Source organism: Vibrio iocasae, assembly GCF_042245395.1.
Lineage (GTDB): Bacteria > Pseudomonadota > Gammaproteobacteria > Enterobacterales > Vibrionaceae > Vibrio > Vibrio iocasae.
Map to the genome: position 1 here is coordinate 921,634 of NZ_CP145311.1, position 18,650 is coordinate 940,283.

Below are 18,650 nucleotides of genomic sequence, written 5' to 3' on the forward strand. Positions count from 1 at the left end.
TTACCCTCCAAACAGACGTTTAAAGATGCCTTTTTTCTCTTCTGTTAAGAATCGAAAATCCATCTGGTTACCTAAAAGACGCTCAACCGTATCGTTGTATGCCTGACCAGCATCGGAAGCCTCATCAAAAACAACCGGTACACCTTTGTTAGAAGCGTTAAGCACGGCCTGACTCTCTGGAATAACGCCCAGCAATGAGATGTGAAGAATCTCTTCTACATCTTCTACGCTTAGCATTTCACCCTGATTAACTCGTGCTGGATTGTAACGCGTCAATAGCAAGTGCTGCTTAACTGGTTCTAGTCCTTGTTCCGCTCGTAGAGACTTGGAGTCAAGAATGCCCAGGATGCGGTCTGAGTCGCGAACTGAGGAGACTTCCGGGTTAGTGGTAACAATGGCTTCATCTGCAAAGTAAAGCGCCATCAGAGCGCCCTGCTCGATACCAGCAGGCGAGTCACAGATAACAAACTCGAAATCCATCTCGTCAAGTTCATCAAGAATTCGTTTCACCCCATCTTTGTTGAGGGCGTCTTTATCTCGGGTTTGTGATGCAGGAAGGATAAATAGGTTATCAGTACGTTTGTCTTTAATAAGGGCCTGATTCAGGGTAGCTTCGCCATTGATAACGTTAACGAAGTCGTAAACGACTCTGCGTTCACAACCCATAATTAAGTCCAGATTTCTCAGGCCAATATCAAAGTCAATAACGGCAGTTTTTTTACCTTGTAGAGCTAGCGCTGATGCAATTGCAGCGCTTGAGGTTGTTTTCCCAACTCCACCTTTACCAGATGTAACAACAATAACGCGTGCCATGTCTGTTCCTTTCTAATTTTTTAATACTTCAAATTTCAATATGTCGCTCTCCATCGAGAGCATCACTTTTTGTTTCCAAAATTCTGACTGGATTTGATCGCTCAGCCAGTAGTTACCTGCAATGGAAACGAGTTCAGCTTGCAGGTCATTACAAATGATGTGTGCTTCTATTTGTCCGCTTGCCCCGGCAATTGCGCGACCTCTTAACGTGCCATGGACATGAATGCTGCCATCGGCAATAACTTCTGCACCAGGGCTAACGTGGCTCAATATAATAAGATCGCTGTTTGCTGCGTATATTTGTTGCCCAGAACGGACAGGAGTTCGAACAACTTTAGCCGGCACCATCTTCTGAGAAGCCTTTTGAACCGGAGTGGAGCCAGACATGACTGCCAGCCCTGATTCTTTCGCTCGGTTTTCAGTTCTTTTATCTCTGCAGCCCATGACACCGACAGGTACCATTCCCGACTTCTGTATCCCTGTTTTCAGTACAGTAAAATCGATATCTTTGGTCACTTTCGCAATATTGAGTACGATAGGTGCGGATGAGAAGAAAGAGGGGGCTTGCGAGATTTTTTCATTTAAATAACACAGAGTATCTGATAATGGGTTGTCAGATAGATGAAGAACGGATAGCGTAAAGCTGCTACCTTTTAAATCCGGGGAGTTCGCCATAGTGCCTAACGCCTCATATAATCAGATATAGCGAAAAAGAGTAAGGCATGTTATAGCTGAAAGGTATACTCAGCAAGTGAACTTACTGTAAAAATAGCTGTTTAATATATAAATGGTGGTGAAATAAGCAAAATCTAATCTTTTCTGATTAAGTTTTGCTCTAACGTTAATAATAACAAGGGTAAATATGTTTTGTTCGATTTATAAAACTAACAAAAAAGATGGTGCATATTTGTACATTCCCAAGCGGGATGACTTTTCTAAAGTACCAGATTCGTTACTTGAAATGTTCGGAAAGCCTACATTTGTCATGATGATTAAACTTGAAGAGCGCAAGCTTGCTCAGGTTGATATTGAAAAAGTGAAAGAATCTATATCTGAACAGGGTTTTTTCCTGCAACTACCGCCACCTCCAGAAAACGTTTTGGACCAGTTTAAAGAGCAGAAGAAAAAAGAAAACTCATAAAAAATTCTGCTTTACTTAAAGAAAAGTAAAAAGACATGTCAGTTGTCATAAGGATCGAATTTGAATAAGAAGATCATTGCACTATTACTAAGTATTGGGGTTTCAGCTTCGGCATTTGCAGCGAAGCCAGAGTTTAGTACTTATATTGATGGGCTTAAGCAGGAAGCACGTGATAAAGGTATTTCTGAACAGATAATTCAGGAAGCATTTGAAGGTGTTGAGTACAAACCCAGAGCAGTAAAAGCAGATAGAAATCAGCCAGAAAAAAAGCTGACTCTTGATGAATATATTCCAAGAGCCGTACCCGACTGGAAAGTGAAACAGGCGAAAAAGCTCTACGACAAACACTACGCAGAGTTGTCGAGAATAGGTAAGGAGTATGGTGTTCAACCTCGCTTTATTGTTGCGCTGTGGGGTGTTGAGAGTAATTTCGGAAGCCTGACGGGTGGTTATAACGTAATCGATGCGCTTTCAACTCTTGCTTATGACGGTCGCAGAGAGGCATTTTTCCGCAAAGAAACAATGGCCGCACTGACAATTTTAGATCAGGGACATATCTCAGTCGATCGAATGAAAGGCTCCTGGGCGGGCGCAATGGGCCAATGTCAGTTTATGCCCAGCTCCTTCATTAGATACGCTGCTGATGGAAATGGTGATGGCAAGAAAGACATCTGGAACAGTGAGTCAGATGTTTTTGCATCCGCTGCAAATTACCTGAGCGAATCTGGCTGGGATGAGAAGTACACTTGGGGACGTCAGGTACAAGTGCCTCAAGACATCTCGGAAGATTTAATCGGCAGACAAGCTGAGAAAGGAAAAACACTTCAAGAGTGGAGTGATTTAGGCGTGACCAGACATAATGGCACTAAGCTTCCTAATCCAGATGAGCCAATTAAGGCCTGGTTAATTATGCCAGATGATGTAAATGGACGAGCATATCTTATTTACAACAACTATCAGGTGCTTATGAAGTGGAATCGCTCTTATTACTTCGGAATCGCTGTGAGTCATTTGGCTGACCGAATCAAGTTTGGATAAACAAAAAGGCCAGAATCACAAGATTCTGGCCTTTTCTTTAACTAGCAACTAATTAAAATTAGTTAAGTCTGATTTTTTCACCAACGTAAAGCGTGTTGATATCTTTGTCCTGGAACTTAGGGTTCAGAGCAACGATTTCTTTAACTGTTGTGTTGTTTTCTTCAGCGATAACAGTCAGAGTGTCGCCTTTTTCTACAACGTAAGTAGCTAGTCTCTGAGCTTCTTGTCTAGCTTCTTCTTCAGCGATAGCACTTTCTCTGTCGTCCAGTTCCTGGCTCTTATGAGATAGGTTCTGCTGCTTTTCGTTTAGTAGCTGTTCTTTAGTGTATAGGTGCTCTTCTACGTCAGTCAGCTTCTGCTCTTTTTCATTCAGTTGCTGTTCTTGGTTAGATAGCTGCTGTTCTTTTTGCTCAATTTCATCTGTGCTTGAACAACCTACAGCCAGAGTAGATGCGCCTAACATTAGCACCAACAGACTTTTGTTAATTGATTTCATTATTTTCTCTACCTTGTTGTATTTAAAGAGAAAATAAAGATTAACAGTGCAATGTATGGCAAATATCTGGAGAATGTTAGCGTTTTATGGAGTTGGAAAGAGAAAAGTAAAATATGCACAATAGATTATATGGCTTCTTATGAAAAAGAAGCCATATGAATACTTGATGGTTATTTAGCCTGTTTATACTGTTCGCAGGCAATCATAGTGTTTTCAATCAAACTAGCTACAGTCATTGGACCAACACCACCTGGTACAGGGGTAATAAAGCTGGCATTTTCTTTAGCACCTTGATAGTCAACATCACCAACCAGTTTTCCATCTTCCATTCGGTTGATGCCCACATCGACCACGATCGCACCTTTCTTAATCCAGTTACCCGGTATGAAGTTAGGTTTGCCAACAGCAACCACCACAACATCCGCCTGACGAACAAAAGATTCAAGATCTTTGGTGAAGCGATGACAAGTCGTTGTCGTACATCCAGAAAGCAGCAACTCCAGTGTCATTGGTCGACCAACAATATTTGATGCCCCTACAATGACAGCGTGTTTCCCACGAAGTTCAATGTTGTAGCGTTCTAATAACGTAATAATGCCTTTAGGTGTGCATGAGCGAAGTTTAGGGATACGTTGTGCAAGTCGACCCACATTGTATGGGTGGAAACCATCTACATCTTTAGCAGGGTGGATTCTTTCAAGAACTTTAGTGCTATCAATTCCGGCAGGAAGAGGAAGCTGAACCAAAATACCATCAACTTCTGAGTCTTCGTTTAGTTGATCAACTAACGCGAGCAGTTCTTCTTCGGTCGCGGTAGCAGGCAAGTCATAAGATTTTGAGACAAAACCCACTTCATCGCATGCTCTTCTTTTACTTCCAACATAAACCTGAGACGCAGGATCTTCACCAACAAGAACTACTGCCAGACCAGGGGCGCGTAACCCAGCTTCTGTCCTTGCTTTTACGCGAGCCGCAACTTCTGAGCGGACGGTTTGTGATATAAGCTTTCCATCGATATTTTGAGCAGTCATAGGTTCCCTTGGTGCATGTATATATAGTTTCTGGCGCATTGTCGCAAAAAAGCCATGAAATATCCATTGCGCAAACGTTTGCTTTTTGTTGTATATCGAAGACATTTGAAAGAAGTGCTAAGGCATGTCTGAAAGGGCCGGACCTTTTGAAACTTTAGGACTTAAGTGTTTGTATCAAATCTTTTTATAAACTGACTAATATACAAGCAAACAATTAAAATCCCCCGATAAAGCCGTTGACACACACAGGGTGAAGCATGTAGATTACGCAGCACTGTTAGGCAATTGCCAATCAGTGTTCAAGTAAGATTAAGTTCTTATTGTGCGCCCTTAGCTCAGCTGGATAGAGCACGTCCCTTCTAAGGATGTGGTCGAAGGTTCGAATCCTTCAGGGCGTGCCATTATTTTAAGCCGCAGCAAGTTAATCCTTGCTGCGGCTTTTTCGTATGTCTAAAATTGTTGCCCGGTACAGATGCTATTAAAACAAAAAAGGAAAAATAATGACGATTGAAAGAATTGAGTCCACAGAACGTATGAGCCGTATTGTTAAGCATAACGGTACCATTTACCTTTGTGGTCAAACGGCGGGAGATGCAGAGTGGGATATCGCAGAGCAGACTCAGCGTTGTCTTGATAAAATTGATGCGCTACTTGAAAAAGCGGGCAGTAACAGAGATAAGATTCTTTCTGTGACTATCTATATCCGTGACATGAAAGATTTTGCTGCAATGAACAAGGTTTGGGATGCATGGGTAGCGAACAGTGAAAAACCTGCACGCGCATGTGTTGAAGCTCGTATGGCCCGTGATGTTATTCTTGTCGAAATGTCAGTGGTTGCTGCGCAATAATTCGAGAATGAGATATAAAAATGGCCGGTTTTAACCGGCCATTTTTACTTTCTAAAACCTAGTGTGGAAGCTATGTCGCTCTGACGTTCCATTACCCACTGGCTATCAAATGGTCCCCAGTCTGAGAGCTGGTAGTATCCATCGTTATGACGCCGACCATCCTGGACAAAAATCAGCTCAATACCAATACCCGGTAGAGCTTTTAATACATCCTGGATCGTTCTGCGTGGCCAACCCGTTCTCTCAATCAACTTTGGCACGTTTGGTCTTTCCATACTTTCAACCAACAGCGCTAAGTACAAACGTCTGGCAAATACAGGACTTAACTGCATGAATCCTCCCTAAATGGTCCTAAGCATATTGATCTACCACCACTTTCTCAGCGCAGAAGCAATATGTTCAGCCTCATTATTTCCTATCTGACAAGAACGTTTTTGCGCTTGATCAATAGAAGTCCGATCCATGTTAGTTTTGTAAGAGCGATGAATTCTTACCGATAAGGTACTTAATTAGTGTTTATTGTCCTGTAATTGCCGCCACGTCGCATTATTTTTATCGTAGGTGTTGACCTATATACTCTTCGAAGCTTAACTTATTGTCTTCGTTATCATCCAGATAGTCGAATGAGTATTCCGCATACTGATTGATGTTTTCATAGTAGCCCTGCCAGTATTCCATATCGGCTTTACACTCCACGGGGATATTTTTGTCAGCGTAGCTCTCTTTTAACTTGTTTACGTATTTATTCGCTTGAGCAAGGTACTCTTCTTTCGACAAGAACTTGTCTTTGTTTTTGTCCGCTTCCTCGAAAGAGGCTTTCCAGTAAGCGCTATATTCCTTTTCTCCATTTTCAGTAAACTCTTTTCTGGTTACGATCTTGTCGTTGTTTTGGTCCAGAGCTTTGAACGTCTTAACCAAATCAGGTTCTACCATTTTTAGTGTTTTCTCAGTACATACTTTTGATAGCTGCTGATTCCAATGCTCACCTTCAGTATCTACTCCGCTATTTTTGAACTCTTCCATCGTCAGTTCATTGTTTTTGTCTGTGTCGAAGTAATCGAACATAGAATCTGCAATTGGTGAGGCCAGTGCACTACCTGCCATTAGGGGTAGCAGAAACGAAAGGGTTTTAGTCAGCTTCATAATAATTCCTGTGGTTGATTGATAGCGTTGATGGGAAGAGTGTACGAAAGCAAAGGTTACTTTTTGGTTATCATCAAAAACGAAGTTTTCGGGGGGAGTGCTAAAAAATATGAGGAAAGAGAGGTAACCAAAAATTAACATCATTAAGTCTATGATTCATTTTTTACTAACATTAGTTTGTAAGCGAAAAGGAATGTGTGATGAAAAATAGCAAGCAACAGGTTAGCCGGTTTCTGATGCAGGCAACGCTTGGTGCCGATCAGAAGCTAATAGACAAAGTCTCTGATATAGGTATTGAGAAATGGTTGCAATCTGAATTGGAATCTCGACCTTCTTATGGTGATACGTTTGAGTCTTCTACGAATGATATCTGGCGCTATTTTCGCTCCAGGCTGCTTAAGGCTCATGGGCAAAGGGCCATCGATGGTGATGGAAACAACCCTGCATTGCCTTACAAGTGGTATTTCCATATGGGCTGGTGGCAGAACACTCTTGAAGCACAATCGCACCTTTTAAGGCACCGAGTCGCTCTTGCACTTAGTGAAATTCTGGTTATTTCCGACAACTCAGTGTTGGAGCTGGATGCTATTGGCATGGCAAGTTATTACGACCTGTTGTACAAGCACGCATTTGGCAATTATGCAGACTTGCTTTTTGATGTATCCATGCATCCATGTATGGGTGTGTACTTAAGCCATATGAACAATCGAAAAGCCGACCCCGCGAAGCATATTCACCCTGACGAAAACTATGCCCGAGAAATAATGCAGCTATTCTCTATCGGTTTATATCAGTTGAACCCTGATGGCAGTAAAAAAAGGGATGCGAATGGAAAGTCAATTCCGACCTATGACAACCGTGACATCAAAGAGCTCGCTCGCGTGTTTACTGGCCTTAAAGCAGACAGCTACCAATTTGAATGGGAAAACAGCTTTTGGCAAAAAGAGTTCAATGGTTATGAAGTGAGCTTTGAAGATGGGATCGAGAAACGCTTTAAAACGATTCCATTTGTGAATATGACCAAGCCAATGAGCATTGACGAGAGTTATCATGATCGTCTTGAAAAAAGCTTATTGAATGGACATATCAAGCTTAGAAGCCACACTTCTGGCGAAGAAGAGATTCGGGTTGTTACTGATAAACTGGTTTCCTACCCAAGTACCGCTCCGTTTATTGCAACGAAACTGATCAACCAGCTGGTTACGTCGAATCCGAGCCCGGAGTATGTTGAAGCCGTAGCAAAAGCATTTGGTTCTCGTGGTGATTTGAAAGCTGCGGTTAAAGAGATACTGATATTCCCTCTTAAAAACCCTGTAGGCAAAAAGCGTTTCATCGCCTCGAAGAAGGCCGATGGTAAGTTGGTTCAATCGCAAAAGCTGAAGTCTCCAATACTTCGTGTGACTCAGTTGTTAAGAGCATTTAATGCTTCAAATCAGTCAGATAAACTTTGGTTGATTGGTGATGATATTCAGGATCAGTTGCAACAACACCCACTCTCGTCACCGACGGTGTTTAACTTCTATAAACCTAATTTTGTCCCTCATGGGGCGATTGAGGAATCGAAACTGGTGGCTCCGGAGTTTGAGCTGCATAACACCGCTACTTCTATCGCCTATGTAAACAACATGTATTACTGGTTGTTTGGTGGTTATCTGCCAGCGGTGAGTACAGAGATAAATTCACAGCCGGATATTCAGAACGTACCCGAGCTGGACGTGGATATTTTGCAGAGGAACGGCTCCGATAAACTTAGCCTTGATTTGTCTGCCTACATTAGTAAGGCAGAAAACAAGGCAAATCATCCCCGGCTTATTGATGAACTGAGCTTGCTTCTGACTGGTAACGAGCAACTGAGTATCAAACCACAGATTCTGTCGTCCTTTGCGGCATATGACGACAACCCTGAATGGGTGGTTCAGACCATTGTTTTCTTTATCGCAATATCACCCGAATTTACTGTACAGGAGGCATAAAATGGGTATTTCCAGACGAAAGTTTATTAAATCATCGGCCACTGTAGGGGCGGGCCTGATGTTGGCAGGAAATGCGCCTGTTTATGCTGCACCGAAGACAAAGAAAAGTGTACTCGGCAATATGGAAGGTCAGGACAAAGCGCTTGTCTTTATTATGCTCGATGGCGGGAACGACTCTTTTAATATGTTGGTTCCTACGTCAGACAAGCATTACAAAGAGTACAAACAGTCCAGAAGTAATCTGGCACTTCAGAAGAAAAGCTTGTTGTCTCTGGGTTCCTATAAAGACAAGGAAGGCCGCAGCTTTGGATTACATGAAAGCATGCCTGAAGTGCAAAAGTTATTTAATGATAAAAAGCTAGCCTTTGTAGCCAATACGGGTCCCATGATAGAGCCCGTTACCAAGCCGGAGTTTTACGATAGTCAGGTGGCGCTGCCTCTTGGGTTAATGTCCCATTCGGATCAGTTTAAACATTGGCAAACAGCGAGGCCTGGGGAGAGAATTAACCGCGGTTGGTTTGGATACTTTGCGGATGCAATGCAAAGGAATAAAGCGTTGGATGAGATTCCTATGAATATCTCTCTTGCGGGCAACAATATTATGCAAAATGGCCACTCATCAGCACCATACTCGATAACCGAATCGGGTAGTGTCGGTCTCTATATTAACGAAGAGTCGACACCACTAAATGATCAGCTCCTGAATCATTTCGAAAAGAGCCTGAACATGGGGTATGGAAGTGATCCATTTAAAGAAAGCTATCTGGCAATTACTCGAGAATCGCAAGCACAACATGAGGTATATCGTGATGCTGCGGAAGGTATAAGGATTAATACGGATTTTTCTGAGAGCGATCTATCTCAGCAATTGCGAAGAGTGGCTCAGTCAATCAAGGCGGCAGATAAACTCGGGCATAAGCAGCAGACCTTCTTTTTGAGATACATTGGCTGGGATCACCACGATGAGTTAATCGAAAACCATGCCAGTATGTTGAGAGTGTTGAGTAAGGCACTAGGTGAGTTCCAACAGAGCCTTGATGAGCTAAATATAGCGGATAAAGTGGTTACTTTTACTGGTTCTGATTTTGGTCGAACATTGACGTCAAATGGCAATGGTACTGACCATGGCTGGGGCGGTAATACCATTGTTATGGGTAACAAAGTCAACGGTGGTCAAGTGTTTGGGGATTATCCGTCACTGACGCTTGGCAAGCAAAATGACCTGGATGTTGGTGATGGGGTGCTTATTCCGACAACTGCCATTGATGAACTATACGCTCAGTTAGCTCAATGGTTTGGTGCAAGCAGAGAACAAACTTATGCTCTATTCCCTAACCTTAAGAACTTCTTGCCGAAAGGGAAAGAATCTAAGTTGGCAAGTCTTATAAAGGCTTAGTGTTTAAAGTGCTGGCATACAATATATCGTATGCCAGCACTTTATTTATTCAACTTTTGCTGATTTATAGAAGTTAAGACCATTTTGTTGCTGTAATTGTTCAAGCTGACCAGTTTCTCTCATTTCAACCAGTTCCTGACTTACGTTTTCTGCTAGTTCTTTGTACTTAGGTAAAAGATACATATGGGCAGAATAGCTGTATAGAGAGTTTCTTATATAGAACTTCTCACCGACAAACTCATCACTTGCTAATAAACCGATCAGTTCGTTATCAACGCCAATAAAGAGATCGCATCTTTTGGCATTTAAGGTTCTAAGGCCAAAAGTGGTTGAGGATACCGCCCGAAAATGCGATTGGTCGAACAGCTCACTGATTTTTCTTTCTACAATCAGGGAGCCGCGGTGATAGCAGATATCATAGTCCCCATCCTGAATCTTTTTAAGAGAAGAAACATCAATATCCGGGTCGGTTGTTACCGCTAATACGTGACCAAGGTAATGGGGCTCTCTGACACGAATTAACTCTGGAAACCACTCGCCATACTCATATACCCGGCTGGTATCGCCATCGACATCACCATGAATTAGACGTTGATTAGCCCGTTTATGTGGGTAATGTTGAAAACGGATTTCTACACCGAGCTTGTCAAAGATGCCACTGTATAAAGATTTAAGATATTTGTCAGATGGGCTATCAGGCTTTTTTTGAATGGTAAGCGCAAGCGTATTCGATGCCGTATGGCAGGATACGATAGAGACAAAGCCAGCAATAAGAAGATTAAATAACCATTTCGTTTTCATCTAGCACTAATCATGGAGAGCAATAGTTATATGTTAGAAAATTGCTCTCCAAAGATCGATTCTAAATGCCAACAAAGATGACTGGTTCTCGTTTTTGAATGTTATATCGCTGTTTTTGCAAACAAACTATTTATTAGGTTGCCGTGTACTTTCGTATCGCGATAAAGCAAAAACAGAGCAGATAGCCATACTAGGCAAGCCATACCAAAGAGTAATCCGCCATCATTACCAATGACTTCGCCATTCGCGTTAAACTCAGGCATCACTATACCTAGCGGTGTAAACAGGTGAAAGACGATTGCGCCGGACATAATGCCTGCGCTCATCGCTGCACCTAACCCATGGAATCGAGAAAACAATAGGCCGGCAGCCACTAGCTCAGCGAATCCAATCATATATCCACCGTAAGTGCCAAACCAGGATAGCTCCGACCATTCACCTAAAGTTCCAAAAATATGCTCTGTTTCGTATGAGCCAGAAAACTTAAAAAACAGAGACTGAATAAATACGAATGCGATGAAAGCTGCAGGTAAATGTTTAAATGGAGCGAATTTCATAAGGTCACCATGTCACAAAAATAAAGTTATGGTTAACAAGAGCGGTGAAGCGGATAAAAAATTTCATATGGGTAACTAAAATTTAACTTACGATCGTTCAGGCTTAGCATTAACAGTAATTGGCAGGGATAACTCTTTATGAAGTTAATAACAAAATTCAGGGCACTTATGCCTCTGATGATGGCTTTTCAGGTCGGTTTTGTTTGGGCCCAACCATTAAATGACGCAGAAATGGTGGACATTCCCGGAGCAACTTTTGAAATGGGATGTAATCCGGATACAGACTATATCTGTGAGTACGTACCCGAAGAAAAGCTGCATAACGTCGAAATCAGTGGATTTAAGATAGATAAGTATGAAGTGACGACTCGTAGATATACAAAGTGTGTAGAGGCTGGTCGATGTGATATGCCTACAATTGGTGGGCTAATGCATTTTGGAAATGCCGAAGCGGAAAAGTTCCCGATAAATGGCGTGTCCTGGTATCAGGCGAAAGCATTTTGTGAATGGGAAGGAAAGCGCCTTCCGACATCGGCTGAGTGGGAACTTGCAGCAAAAGGTACAGATGGACGAACATATCCTTGGGGGTTCAAGGAGCCTGATTGCACTAGAACAGTCATGGATAGAGCAAATGCGGGTTATTTAGGATGTGGTACCGGCGATACGTTGAATGTTGGCTCGAAACCGAAAGGTGCATCTCCCTACGGTGTCATGGATATGGCTGGGAATGTTTGGGAATAGACGGCAGATTGGTTCGATGAAGGCTACTACTTTGTGAGTCCTCGCAAAAACCCAAAAGGGCCTAAAAGTGGTGAGTTAAAGATTACCAGAGGAGGGGACTTTATGAGTAGACAGGGGTACGAGCTTCGAACGACCGGTCGTTTCCCTTATTACCCATCAAATCCAAGTCCGGCAATCGGCTTTCGTTGTGCTAAGTAGAACAGGTATTTCATGATGAAAAACAAAAATAATTCCAGATTAACCATGACACTTTTTCTCGTTATGTTTTCATCAGCTGTGTACGCGGAGGCTGACTATAAAGAGATGATTACCATTCCTGCTGGTGAATTTGAAATGGGGTGTAAAGACTCGGATGGTGTCTATTGCCTACCCGGAACCACGCCCCACAAGGTACATTTGGATACCTATCAGATTGACAAGTACCTTGTTACTTTCGACCGATACCAGGAGTGCATTGACGCTGGTCGTTGCACGGAACCTTATATAGGGGCCGCTTGCAATTATGGTATGCCATGGGCCGGCGATCACCCTGCCAACTGTATAACTTACAAACAAGCAGAAGAGGTCTGTCGTTTCGAAGGTAAACGCCTTCCCAGTGAAGCAGAGTGGGCGAAAGCGGCAAGAGGAACAAAAAGCTATCTTTTCCCTTGGGGAAACAGCCCGTCACCTTCTTGTGACCGAGTGGTTATGAACGAGAAGCGTGATGGCAAAATGGGCCCGGGATGTGGTGCAGGAACCACTCAACCTGTTGGTAGCAAACCTCAGGGCGCTTCTCCTTACGGAGTGATGGATATGGCCGGTAACTTGTTTGAATGGACAAGTGACTGGTATTCAGAAAGCTATTTTTCTAATAGCCCACATAAAAATCCCAAGGGTCCGAAATATGGTGATGCTAAAGTGTTGCGAGGAAGTGCCTGGACTGCGAGATTCAGAGATGGGGTCGCACTCACTGTACGATCCCCATATGCACCTCAGGGGCAAGGTTATGTTGTCGGTGCCAGATGTGCTAAGTAATTTTGAACTTCGCTATTTGACCTGACAGATTTGATGCCAGTTCAGCCAGGCTTTGTGATTCATCCAGCCCTTTACTGGCATCTTTGAGCAGGTTTCCGGAGATCTCGTTGATCGATTCTGTATTGCTGTTGATCTCAACCGTAACAGAACTCTGTTCTTCTGCAGCTGAGGCTATCTGAAGAGACATATCGTTGATAGCCAATATTGCTTCATTGATGTCTTCAAAACTTTGTGCAGCCTTAGAGGTTTCTTCAACGCTGTGAGTTGCCAGGTTCTGGCATTTTTCCATGACAGATACTGCCTGCGTTGCTGTGGATTGTAGCTCAGCCAAAGTTTGCGAAATGTCTTCTGTCGAAGAGTGAGTTCTTTGAGAAAGTACTCTTACTTCATCAGCAACCACCGCAAACCCGCGCCCCTGTTCACCCGCTCGCGCTGCCTCAATAGCGGCATTTAATGCCAGCAAGTTGGTTTGTTCTGCAATTCCACGGATAACTTCTGCGATGGAGTTTATCTGTTCACTTTGTTGGTTGAGTGCACCTATCACTTCTCTTGCACTGTTAACCTCATTTGCCAGGTCGCTGATTGATTGTTGGCTAGAGTTGGATAATGTTTGCCCAGTATTGCTGATTTCTACGGATTTCTGAGAGTTTCGGGCCGCATCTTCTGCGTTATTGGCGATTTCCTGCGTAGCAGCGCTCATTTCCGTGACCGAAGTGGCCACCATAGTAATTTCATCTTGTTGTTGTTTTATTCGAACGCCTCTCTGTTTGGATGATTCAGCCTGAGTTTGAGCATTTTCATTTAGTGTTTCTGAGACTTTCGAGATGTCTGCAATCATGCTGTGCATTGAGGCAACGAAGCTATTGAAGTTGTGAGCAAGCTTACCTACTTCGTCATTACTCTTCGTATCAATTTTAACCGTCAGATCACCACCACCAGAAGCGATATCCTTAAGAGCCATCGAGACCTTTTCCAAGTCAGACAGTAGATAACGGATAAGAAAGTAAAGAGCGAACAAAGACGCGAGTATCAGCGAAACTGCGATCACTAATTGGTAAATCAGCAGGTCGAAAACGTCACTCAGAAGAACACTTTTGTGCTCTGCAACAATGAGATACCAGTCTAGTCCATCAATTTTAGATGAGGCGAGAAAATACTCCTCACCCTGAATTATGTGTGTCTCTACGGAATGCTTGTCTGCGCTATTGATGATAACTTGAGGTGTTAAATCAGCAGATAACGCATTGATGGGTTCATTGCGAAGCTCTTCATTGGGGTGAGAAATTATCGTGCCGTTTGCATCAACAAGAAAAGCAAATCCTTCGCCGATAGCTTTCACAGACGATACATAATGATTAACAGCATCAAGCTTTATGCTGGCTCCAACCGCACCAACAGATGTGCCGTTTTGAAGAATGCGTTCTGAAAAAGAAACCACCATTGCATTTAAAGACTTTCCCCAGAAAGGAGACGAAACAGCTACACCGTCAAAGTTTTTTACTCGTTTATACCAGGGGCGAGTAGTGGGGTCGTAGTTCTTTTTCGTGTTTTTTCCGTTAGGCCTATACATATCTTTGTTTTCAAAGCCCGCATAGACGTTTGAGAAGTTACCGGAGTTAATGCCATGATGAAGGCTATTTATTATGGTTGAGTCATCATCTGTTTTTTCTATGGCTCTCTTGACAGCGGAAATGACGCTTTTTTTGCTGTTAATCCATTGAGATATCATTTTTTGATTATTGTCGACATTGACCAGAGTTGTCTCGGTAATACCTTTGACTGTACTGGAATACATCGTAGATAAAGACAATGTGGCCTGAATGGCAGCCATAAGGATTAAAATCAGTCCGCTAACAACGAGTATCTTTTGTTTTAAGCTCATATTTTCTTACCTTACTTATTCATCAAATAAGTTTTTCGATGACCATGTATTCATTGTTGATATATTGAGCAGCTATTCAATAGGATCTTTGTTGATCTTTTTATAAGAGTACTTGCAATTTTTGGAATTATTGCGGTTTGTCAAAAGGTTAGGAGAAAGGAGTTAGAACCACACCTGTGGAGCTGGTGGGTTCTAACGAGAGGAACAGTTAATTAAAATGCGGTTCGTTTATATGGTCGGTAGTCTGCAGTCCAGAAGTTTTTAAGGATTTTCTCTATGAGTCGGTCGTGGGGGACAACTGCTGCATGGCCCTGTTCCATTGCTTTTTTAGACACTGCAAAAGCTATTGCGATAGAGACGTCACGAATTTGTTCCAGAGGCGGAAGTAGTGATCCAACACCGTTTTGAACAAGAGGTGAGTGCTCAGCAAGTTCTCTGCTTGCCTCCATCAACATCTCATTAGTCACCCTTTTTGCTCCGCAGGCTATCACACCTAAACCAACGCCAGGGAAGATATAACTGTTATTACACTGAGGTATCATGTGTTTACGGCCATTGTGTACAACAGGTTCAAATGGACTTCCGGTTGCAACAATAGCGTTCCCGTTCGTCCATCGAAGAAGATCATCAGGTGTTGCTTCTGCACGGCTTGTAGGGTTAGACAATGGGAAAATAATTGGCTTAGGTGAATGCTTTTGCATTTCCTTAACCATATCTTCTGTGATTAGCCCCGGTACACCTGATACACCGATCAAAATGGATGGTTTTGCGTTTTTGATGACATCAAAAAGCGAGATGTTGTTTTCTGTTTTCCACTTGCGTATTTCTTCATTGTCTCTTGCCAGTTTTTCCTGAAAATCTAACAAGTTAGGCATGTCTTTACTAAGCAGTCCCCAGCGATCAACCATGTATACTTTCGAACGGGCTTTTGCTTCGGATAAACCTTCTGAAATCATCTGTGCGATGATGGCTTCTGCGATACCACAGCCAGCGGAACCAGCGCCAACAAATGCAACATTTCGTTCGCTAAGTTTGACTCCATCGACTTTACAGGCGGCTAGCAGTGTACCGACTGTTACGGAAGCTGTGCCCTGAATATCATCGTTAAAGCAACAAACTTTGTCTTTATACCTTTCCAGAATAGGCATCGCGTTCTTTTGCGCAAAATCTTCAAACTGAATTAATGCATCTGGCCAGCGTTGTTTCACCGCCTGTATGAACTGGTCAACAAACTCGTCGTACTCTTTCCCAGTGATTCGTGGGTGTCTCCATCCCATATACATAGGGTCGGACAATCTTTGCGGGTTATTTGTGCCTGCATCAAGAACAATCGGTAAGGTGTAAGCTGGGCTTATGCCACCACAAGACGTGTATAGCGAGAGTTTACCGATTGGGATACCCATACCGCCAATCCCCTGATCTCCCAGGCCAAGGATACGTTCGCCATCAGTAACAACAATGACTTTGACGTTGTGTCTTGAAGCGTTATTGAGCATTTCTTCCATGCGGTGTCGGTTAGGATACGAGATGATAACGCCCCGGGCACGGCGATAGATCTTAGAAAAGTTCTCACAGGCTGCACCGACAGTGGGTGTGTAGATGATTGGCATCATCTCAGAGATGTGGGTCTGAATTAGGCGGTAGAATAGGGTTTCGTTGGTGTCTTGAATATTTCGCAGGTAGACGTGTTTATCCATGTCTGATTCGAAGCATTTATACTGCTGATAAGCTCGCTCAGTTTGCTCATCAATCGTTTCAATTGCTTCCGGTAGTAATCCATCTAAATTGAACAACGTCCTTTCGCGAGTAGTGAATGCACTGCCTTTATTCAGTAAAGGTGACTCAAGGAGGCTTGCACCCGCATAGGGGATGTAGAGAGGTTTTTGACTATTGTTCATGGCGTTTCCGTTAATGGTCATGGCTGTATTGGATTTTTAATAATCTGGCGTGGCAGATTGGTTGGGTAAAATAAATGACCGCGGACTAATAAACAATTTCAATGAATGGAACAGTAATTTAATAAAACGCAAGAATGGTTATTTGATATAAATTTTAATATATATAAAAAGGATGAATGTCTCATTATTCTAACTTCATCTGGAGTTGGTTGTTGAGAATCAGAGCTGCTTTAGCAAATAGATTGCTATCGCTGAGTAGCATAATATCAATGTGTTAGCTGGTGAATTTGAAATTCACCTGACTCAACTCTTAACTAAATTGCAAGATTATTGTCATTTATTGAGATTGTTAAAACTAAGGCTTTCTAATACTTTCCTGCCTAATCCAAATACGGATGTAAAAACCCTACGTAAATATTAATAAATATATTAATTAAGGAATGCCTATGAGCAATCTAAGCTTAACAATGGGCAGTAAGTGGAAAATAGATAGAAGCTTACTGATATTAATTGCCGATGTAATACTGTTTTTTGTAATGCTTAATTATTTACCATTCGAAAAACACATTGTTAATGGACTCAGCCTACTGACATTTGTTGCCATCATTTGGCTGACAGAAGCGATTAACGTGAGTATTTCAGCCATTATGGTTCCCGTTCTGGCTGTGGGTCTTGGTGTATTTGATACCAAGAAGGCTTTAAGTAGCTTCTCTGATCCCATCATCTTCTTATTCCTTGCTGGCTTTGCTCTTGCTGCGGCATTACACAGACAAAAGCTGGATCAGGCGATTGCTAACAAAGTGTTAGCGATGGCAAAAGGGAAAATAGCGGGCGCTGTTGTCATGTTGTTTAGCGTGACGGCTTTGCTTTCCATGTGGATAAGCAACACAGCAACAACGGCAATGATGCTACCTATGGTGCTAGGAATTCTTAGTAAAATTGATCCTAATAAAGAACGAAATACCTACTTATTTGTGCTGCTGGGTATTGCGTACTGTGCAAGTATTGGCGGCATCGCGACGATTGTTGGTAGCCCACCGAATGCGATTGCTGCGGCTGAAGTCGGCTTAAGTTTCACCGAATGGATGGCTTACGGTGTGCCGATGACCATGATTCTGTTACCACTTGCAGTATTCATTCTGTTCCTTATTTTTAAACCAAATCTAAACCACACCTTTTCGGTTAAAGAACAGAAAATTGAATGGAACAAAGAGCAAATCATCACACTCGGCATCTTCCTGTTAACCGTTACTTGCTGGATATTCAGTAAGCCATTAAATGCCATGCTTGGTGGTGTGAGCAAGCTGGATACGCTTATTGCGGTATCCGCGATGGGAATGCTTGGAGTGTCGAAAGTTGTTGAATGGAAGGACATCGAAAAATCGACCGATTGGGGTGTCTTGATGCTGTTCGGAGGCGGTATCTGCCTGAGTAATGTTCTGAAAACATCCGGTACGAGTTTGTTCCTGGCAGAAAACTTAAGTGCGTTTCTACAAAGCGCAGGTTTGTTGTTCACAATTTTTTCGGTGGTCGCTTTTGTTGTATTCCTTACTGAGTTCGCTAGTAACACTGCTAGTGCAGCGCTACTGGTTCCTGTGTTTGCTTCTATTGCTGAAGCTATGGGTTTATCTCCTATTATAACTTCGGCTCTGATCGCTGTATCTGCTTCATGTGCCTTTATGCTGCCTGTGGCAACGCCACCTAATGCTATCGTGTTTGGCTCTGGTTATATCAAGCAACAGGATATGATGAGAGCTGGGTTTATCCTCAACATCGCTTGTATCACAGTAATTACGATTTTTGCTTATATGTTCTGGATGTAATTTCCGAAACGCCTGTCTTTTTAGCCGCATTCGTGCGGCTTTTGTCTATTTGGTC

The 18,650-nt window shown here is 42.7% G+C and carries 17 protein-coding genes, 1 tRNA gene and 1 pseudogene; 9 read left to right on the forward strand and 10 right to left on the reverse strand.

The genetic code is table 11. The annotated features are described in order from the left end of the window. Entirely contained in the window at positions 1–813 is an 813-nt protein-coding gene (gene minD / locus SNR28_RS13965; RefSeq protein WP_375753207.1) for a septum site-determining protein MinD, read from the reverse strand. A 12-nt stretch (positions 814–825) separates the two neighbouring features. Further along, positions 826–1,488 carry a septum site-determining protein MinC gene (gene minC / locus SNR28_RS13970; protein ID WP_375753209.1) on the reverse strand — a complete coding sequence of 221 codons (663 nt, stop codon included), beginning with the start codon at positions 1,486–1,488 and terminating at the stop codon, positions 826–828. A gap of 187 nt (positions 1,489–1,675) precedes the next feature. Here minC and SNR28_RS13975 point away from each other — a divergent pair, with 187 nt between their 5' ends. After that, a complete protein-coding gene (locus SNR28_RS13975; RefSeq protein ID WP_375753210.1) occupies positions 1,676–1,954 on the forward strand; it encodes a YcgL domain-containing protein in 279 nt (92 codons plus the stop codon). Positions 1,955–2,047: 93 nt separating this feature from the next. Next, entirely contained in the window at positions 2,048–2,992 is a 945-nt protein-coding gene (locus SNR28_RS13980) for a lytic transglycosylase domain-containing protein (protein WP_375754085.1), read from the forward strand. A 58-nt stretch (positions 2,993–3,050) separates the two neighbouring features. Here SNR28_RS13980 and SNR28_RS13985 read toward each other — a convergent pair whose 3' ends face one another. Further along, entirely contained in the window at positions 3,051–3,488 is a 438-nt protein-coding gene (locus SNR28_RS13985; RefSeq protein WP_375753212.1) for a LysM peptidoglycan-binding domain-containing protein, read from the reverse strand. 170 nt (positions 3,489–3,658) lie between these two features. Then, positions 3,659–4,519, reverse strand: coding sequence for a bifunctional methylenetetrahydrofolate dehydrogenase/methenyltetrahydrofolate cyclohydrolase FolD (gene folD, locus SNR28_RS13990; RefSeq protein ID WP_375753214.1), 861 nt, complete (start codon positions 4,517–4,519; stop codon positions 3,659–3,661). Positions 4,520–4,843: 324 nt separating this feature from the next. Here folD and SNR28_RS13995 point away from each other — a divergent pair. Continuing rightward, positions 4,844–4,920, forward strand: a tRNA-Arg gene (locus tag SNR28_RS13995). Positions 4,921–5,019: 99 nt separating this feature from the next. Beyond that, positions 5,020–5,367 carry a RidA family protein gene (locus tag SNR28_RS14000; protein WP_375753216.1) on the forward strand — a complete coding sequence of 116 codons (348 nt, stop codon included), beginning with the start codon at positions 5,020–5,022 and terminating at the stop codon, positions 5,365–5,367. Between the two features lie 44 nt (positions 5,368–5,411). Here SNR28_RS14000 and SNR28_RS14005 read toward each other — a convergent pair whose 3' ends face one another. Both SNR28_RS14005 and SNR28_RS14010 read right to left on the reverse strand, forming a co-directional pair. Further along, complete coding sequence (locus SNR28_RS14005; RefSeq protein WP_375753218.1) at positions 5,412–5,699, reverse strand: helix-turn-helix domain-containing protein; 288 nt, start codon at positions 5,697–5,699, stop codon at positions 5,412–5,414. Positions 5,700–5,919: 220 nt separating this feature from the next. Continuing rightward, on the reverse strand, positions 5,920–6,510 hold the full coding sequence (locus SNR28_RS14010) for an EF-hand domain-containing protein (RefSeq protein WP_375753219.1): 591 nt from the start codon (positions 6,508–6,510) through the stop codon (positions 5,920–5,922). Positions 6,511–6,710: 200 nt separating this feature from the next. Between SNR28_RS14010 and SNR28_RS14015 the strand changes: the two genes are divergently transcribed. Beyond that, positions 6,711–8,483: a DUF1800 family protein gene (locus SNR28_RS14015; RefSeq protein ID WP_375753220.1), complete on the forward strand. Its 1,773-nt coding sequence runs from the start codon at positions 6,711–6,713 to the stop codon at positions 8,481–8,483. 1 nt (position 8,484) lies between these two features. Then, positions 8,485–9,879, forward strand: coding sequence for a DUF1501 domain-containing protein (locus tag SNR28_RS14020; protein WP_375753222.1), 1,395 nt, complete (start codon positions 8,485–8,487; stop codon positions 9,877–9,879). Positions 9,880–9,924: 45 nt separating this feature from the next. Here the strand turns inward: SNR28_RS14020 and SNR28_RS14025 are convergent, their stop codons facing one another. Both SNR28_RS14025 and SNR28_RS14030 read right to left on the reverse strand, forming a co-directional pair. Next, positions 9,925–10,680, reverse strand: coding sequence for a hypothetical protein (locus SNR28_RS14025; RefSeq protein ID WP_375753223.1), 756 nt, complete (start codon positions 10,678–10,680; stop codon positions 9,925–9,927). Between the two features lie 101 nt (positions 10,681–10,781). Further along, positions 10,782–11,237 carry a hypothetical protein gene (locus SNR28_RS14030; RefSeq protein WP_375753224.1) on the reverse strand — a complete coding sequence of 152 codons (456 nt, stop codon included), beginning with the start codon at positions 11,235–11,237 and terminating at the stop codon, positions 10,782–10,784. A 231-nt stretch (positions 11,238–11,468) separates the two neighbouring features. Between SNR28_RS14030 and SNR28_RS14035 the strand changes: the two are divergent. Beyond that, a pseudogene (locus SNR28_RS14035) lies at positions 11,469–12,176 on the forward strand (formylglycine-generating enzyme family protein). Between the two features lie 12 nt (positions 12,177–12,188). After that, positions 12,189–12,992, forward strand: a complete 804-nt coding sequence (locus tag SNR28_RS14040) for a formylglycine-generating enzyme family protein (RefSeq protein ID WP_375753226.1) — start codon at positions 12,189–12,191, stop codon at positions 12,990–12,992. Here SNR28_RS14040 and SNR28_RS14045 read toward each other — a convergent pair. Then, entirely contained in the window at positions 12,985–14,874 is a 1,890-nt protein-coding gene (locus tag SNR28_RS14045; RefSeq protein ID WP_375753228.1) for a methyl-accepting chemotaxis protein, read from the reverse strand. The genes SNR28_RS14040 and SNR28_RS14045 overlap by 8 nt on opposite strands. A gap of 212 nt (positions 14,875–15,086) precedes the next feature. After that, complete coding sequence (locus tag SNR28_RS14050; protein WP_375753230.1) at positions 15,087–16,772, reverse strand: NAD-dependent malic enzyme; 1,686 nt, start codon at positions 16,770–16,772, stop codon at positions 15,087–15,089. Between the two features lie 446 nt (positions 16,773–17,218). Here SNR28_RS14050 and SNR28_RS14055 point away from each other — a divergent pair, with 446 nt between their 5' ends. Then, entirely contained in the window at positions 17,219–18,595 is a 1,377-nt protein-coding gene (locus SNR28_RS14055; protein WP_375753231.1) for an SLC13 family permease, read from the forward strand. Positions 18,596–18,650: the final 55 nt, after the last annotated feature.

Coding starts and splice junctions, on each gene's coding strand:
- minD (WP_375753207.1), bottom strand. CDS start 813: ATGGCACGCGTTATTGTTGTTACATCTGGTAAAGGTGGAGTTGGGAAA.
- minC (WP_375753209.1), bottom strand. CDS start 1,488: ATGGCGAACTCCCCGGATTTAAAAGGTAGCAGCTTTACGCTATCCGTT.
- SNR28_RS13975 (WP_375753210.1), top strand. CDS start 1,676: ATGTTTTGTTCGATTTATAAAACTAACAAAAAAGATGGTGCATATTTG.
- SNR28_RS13985 (WP_375753212.1), bottom strand. CDS start 3,488: ATGAAATCAATTAACAAAAGTCTGTTGGTGCTAATGTTAGGCGCATCT.
- folD (WP_375753214.1), bottom strand. CDS start 4,519: ATGACTGCTCAAAATATCGATGGAAAGCTTATATCACAAACCGTCCGC.
- SNR28_RS14000 (WP_375753216.1), top strand. CDS start 5,020: ATGACGATTGAAAGAATTGAGTCCACAGAACGTATGAGCCGTATTGTT.
- SNR28_RS14005 (WP_375753218.1), bottom strand. CDS start 5,699: ATGCAGTTAAGTCCTGTATTTGCCAGACGTTTGTACTTAGCGCTGTTG.
- SNR28_RS14010 (WP_375753219.1), bottom strand. CDS start 6,510: ATGAAGCTGACTAAAACCCTTTCGTTTCTGCTACCCCTAATGGCAGGT.
- SNR28_RS14015 (WP_375753220.1), top strand. CDS start 6,711: ATGAAAAATAGCAAGCAACAGGTTAGCCGGTTTCTGATGCAGGCAACG.
- SNR28_RS14020 (WP_375753222.1), top strand. CDS start 8,485: ATGGGTATTTCCAGACGAAAGTTTATTAAATCATCGGCCACTGTAGGG.
- SNR28_RS14025 (WP_375753223.1), bottom strand. CDS start 10,680: ATGAAAACGAAATGGTTATTTAATCTTCTTATTGCTGGCTTTGTCTCT.
- SNR28_RS14030 (WP_375753224.1), bottom strand. CDS start 11,237: ATGAAATTCGCTCCATTTAAACATTTACCTGCAGCTTTCATCGCATTC.
- SNR28_RS14040 (WP_375753226.1), top strand. CDS start 12,189: ATGATGAAAAACAAAAATAATTCCAGATTAACCATGACACTTTTTCTC.
- SNR28_RS14045 (WP_375753228.1), bottom strand. CDS start 14,874: ATGAGCTTAAAACAAAAGATACTCGTTGTTAGCGGACTGATTTTAATC.
- SNR28_RS14050 (WP_375753230.1), bottom strand. CDS start 16,772: ATGAACAATAGTCAAAAACCTCTCTACATCCCCTATGCGGGTGCAAGC.
- SNR28_RS14055 (WP_375753231.1), top strand. CDS start 17,219: ATGAGCAATCTAAGCTTAACAATGGGCAGTAAGTGGAAAATAGATAGA.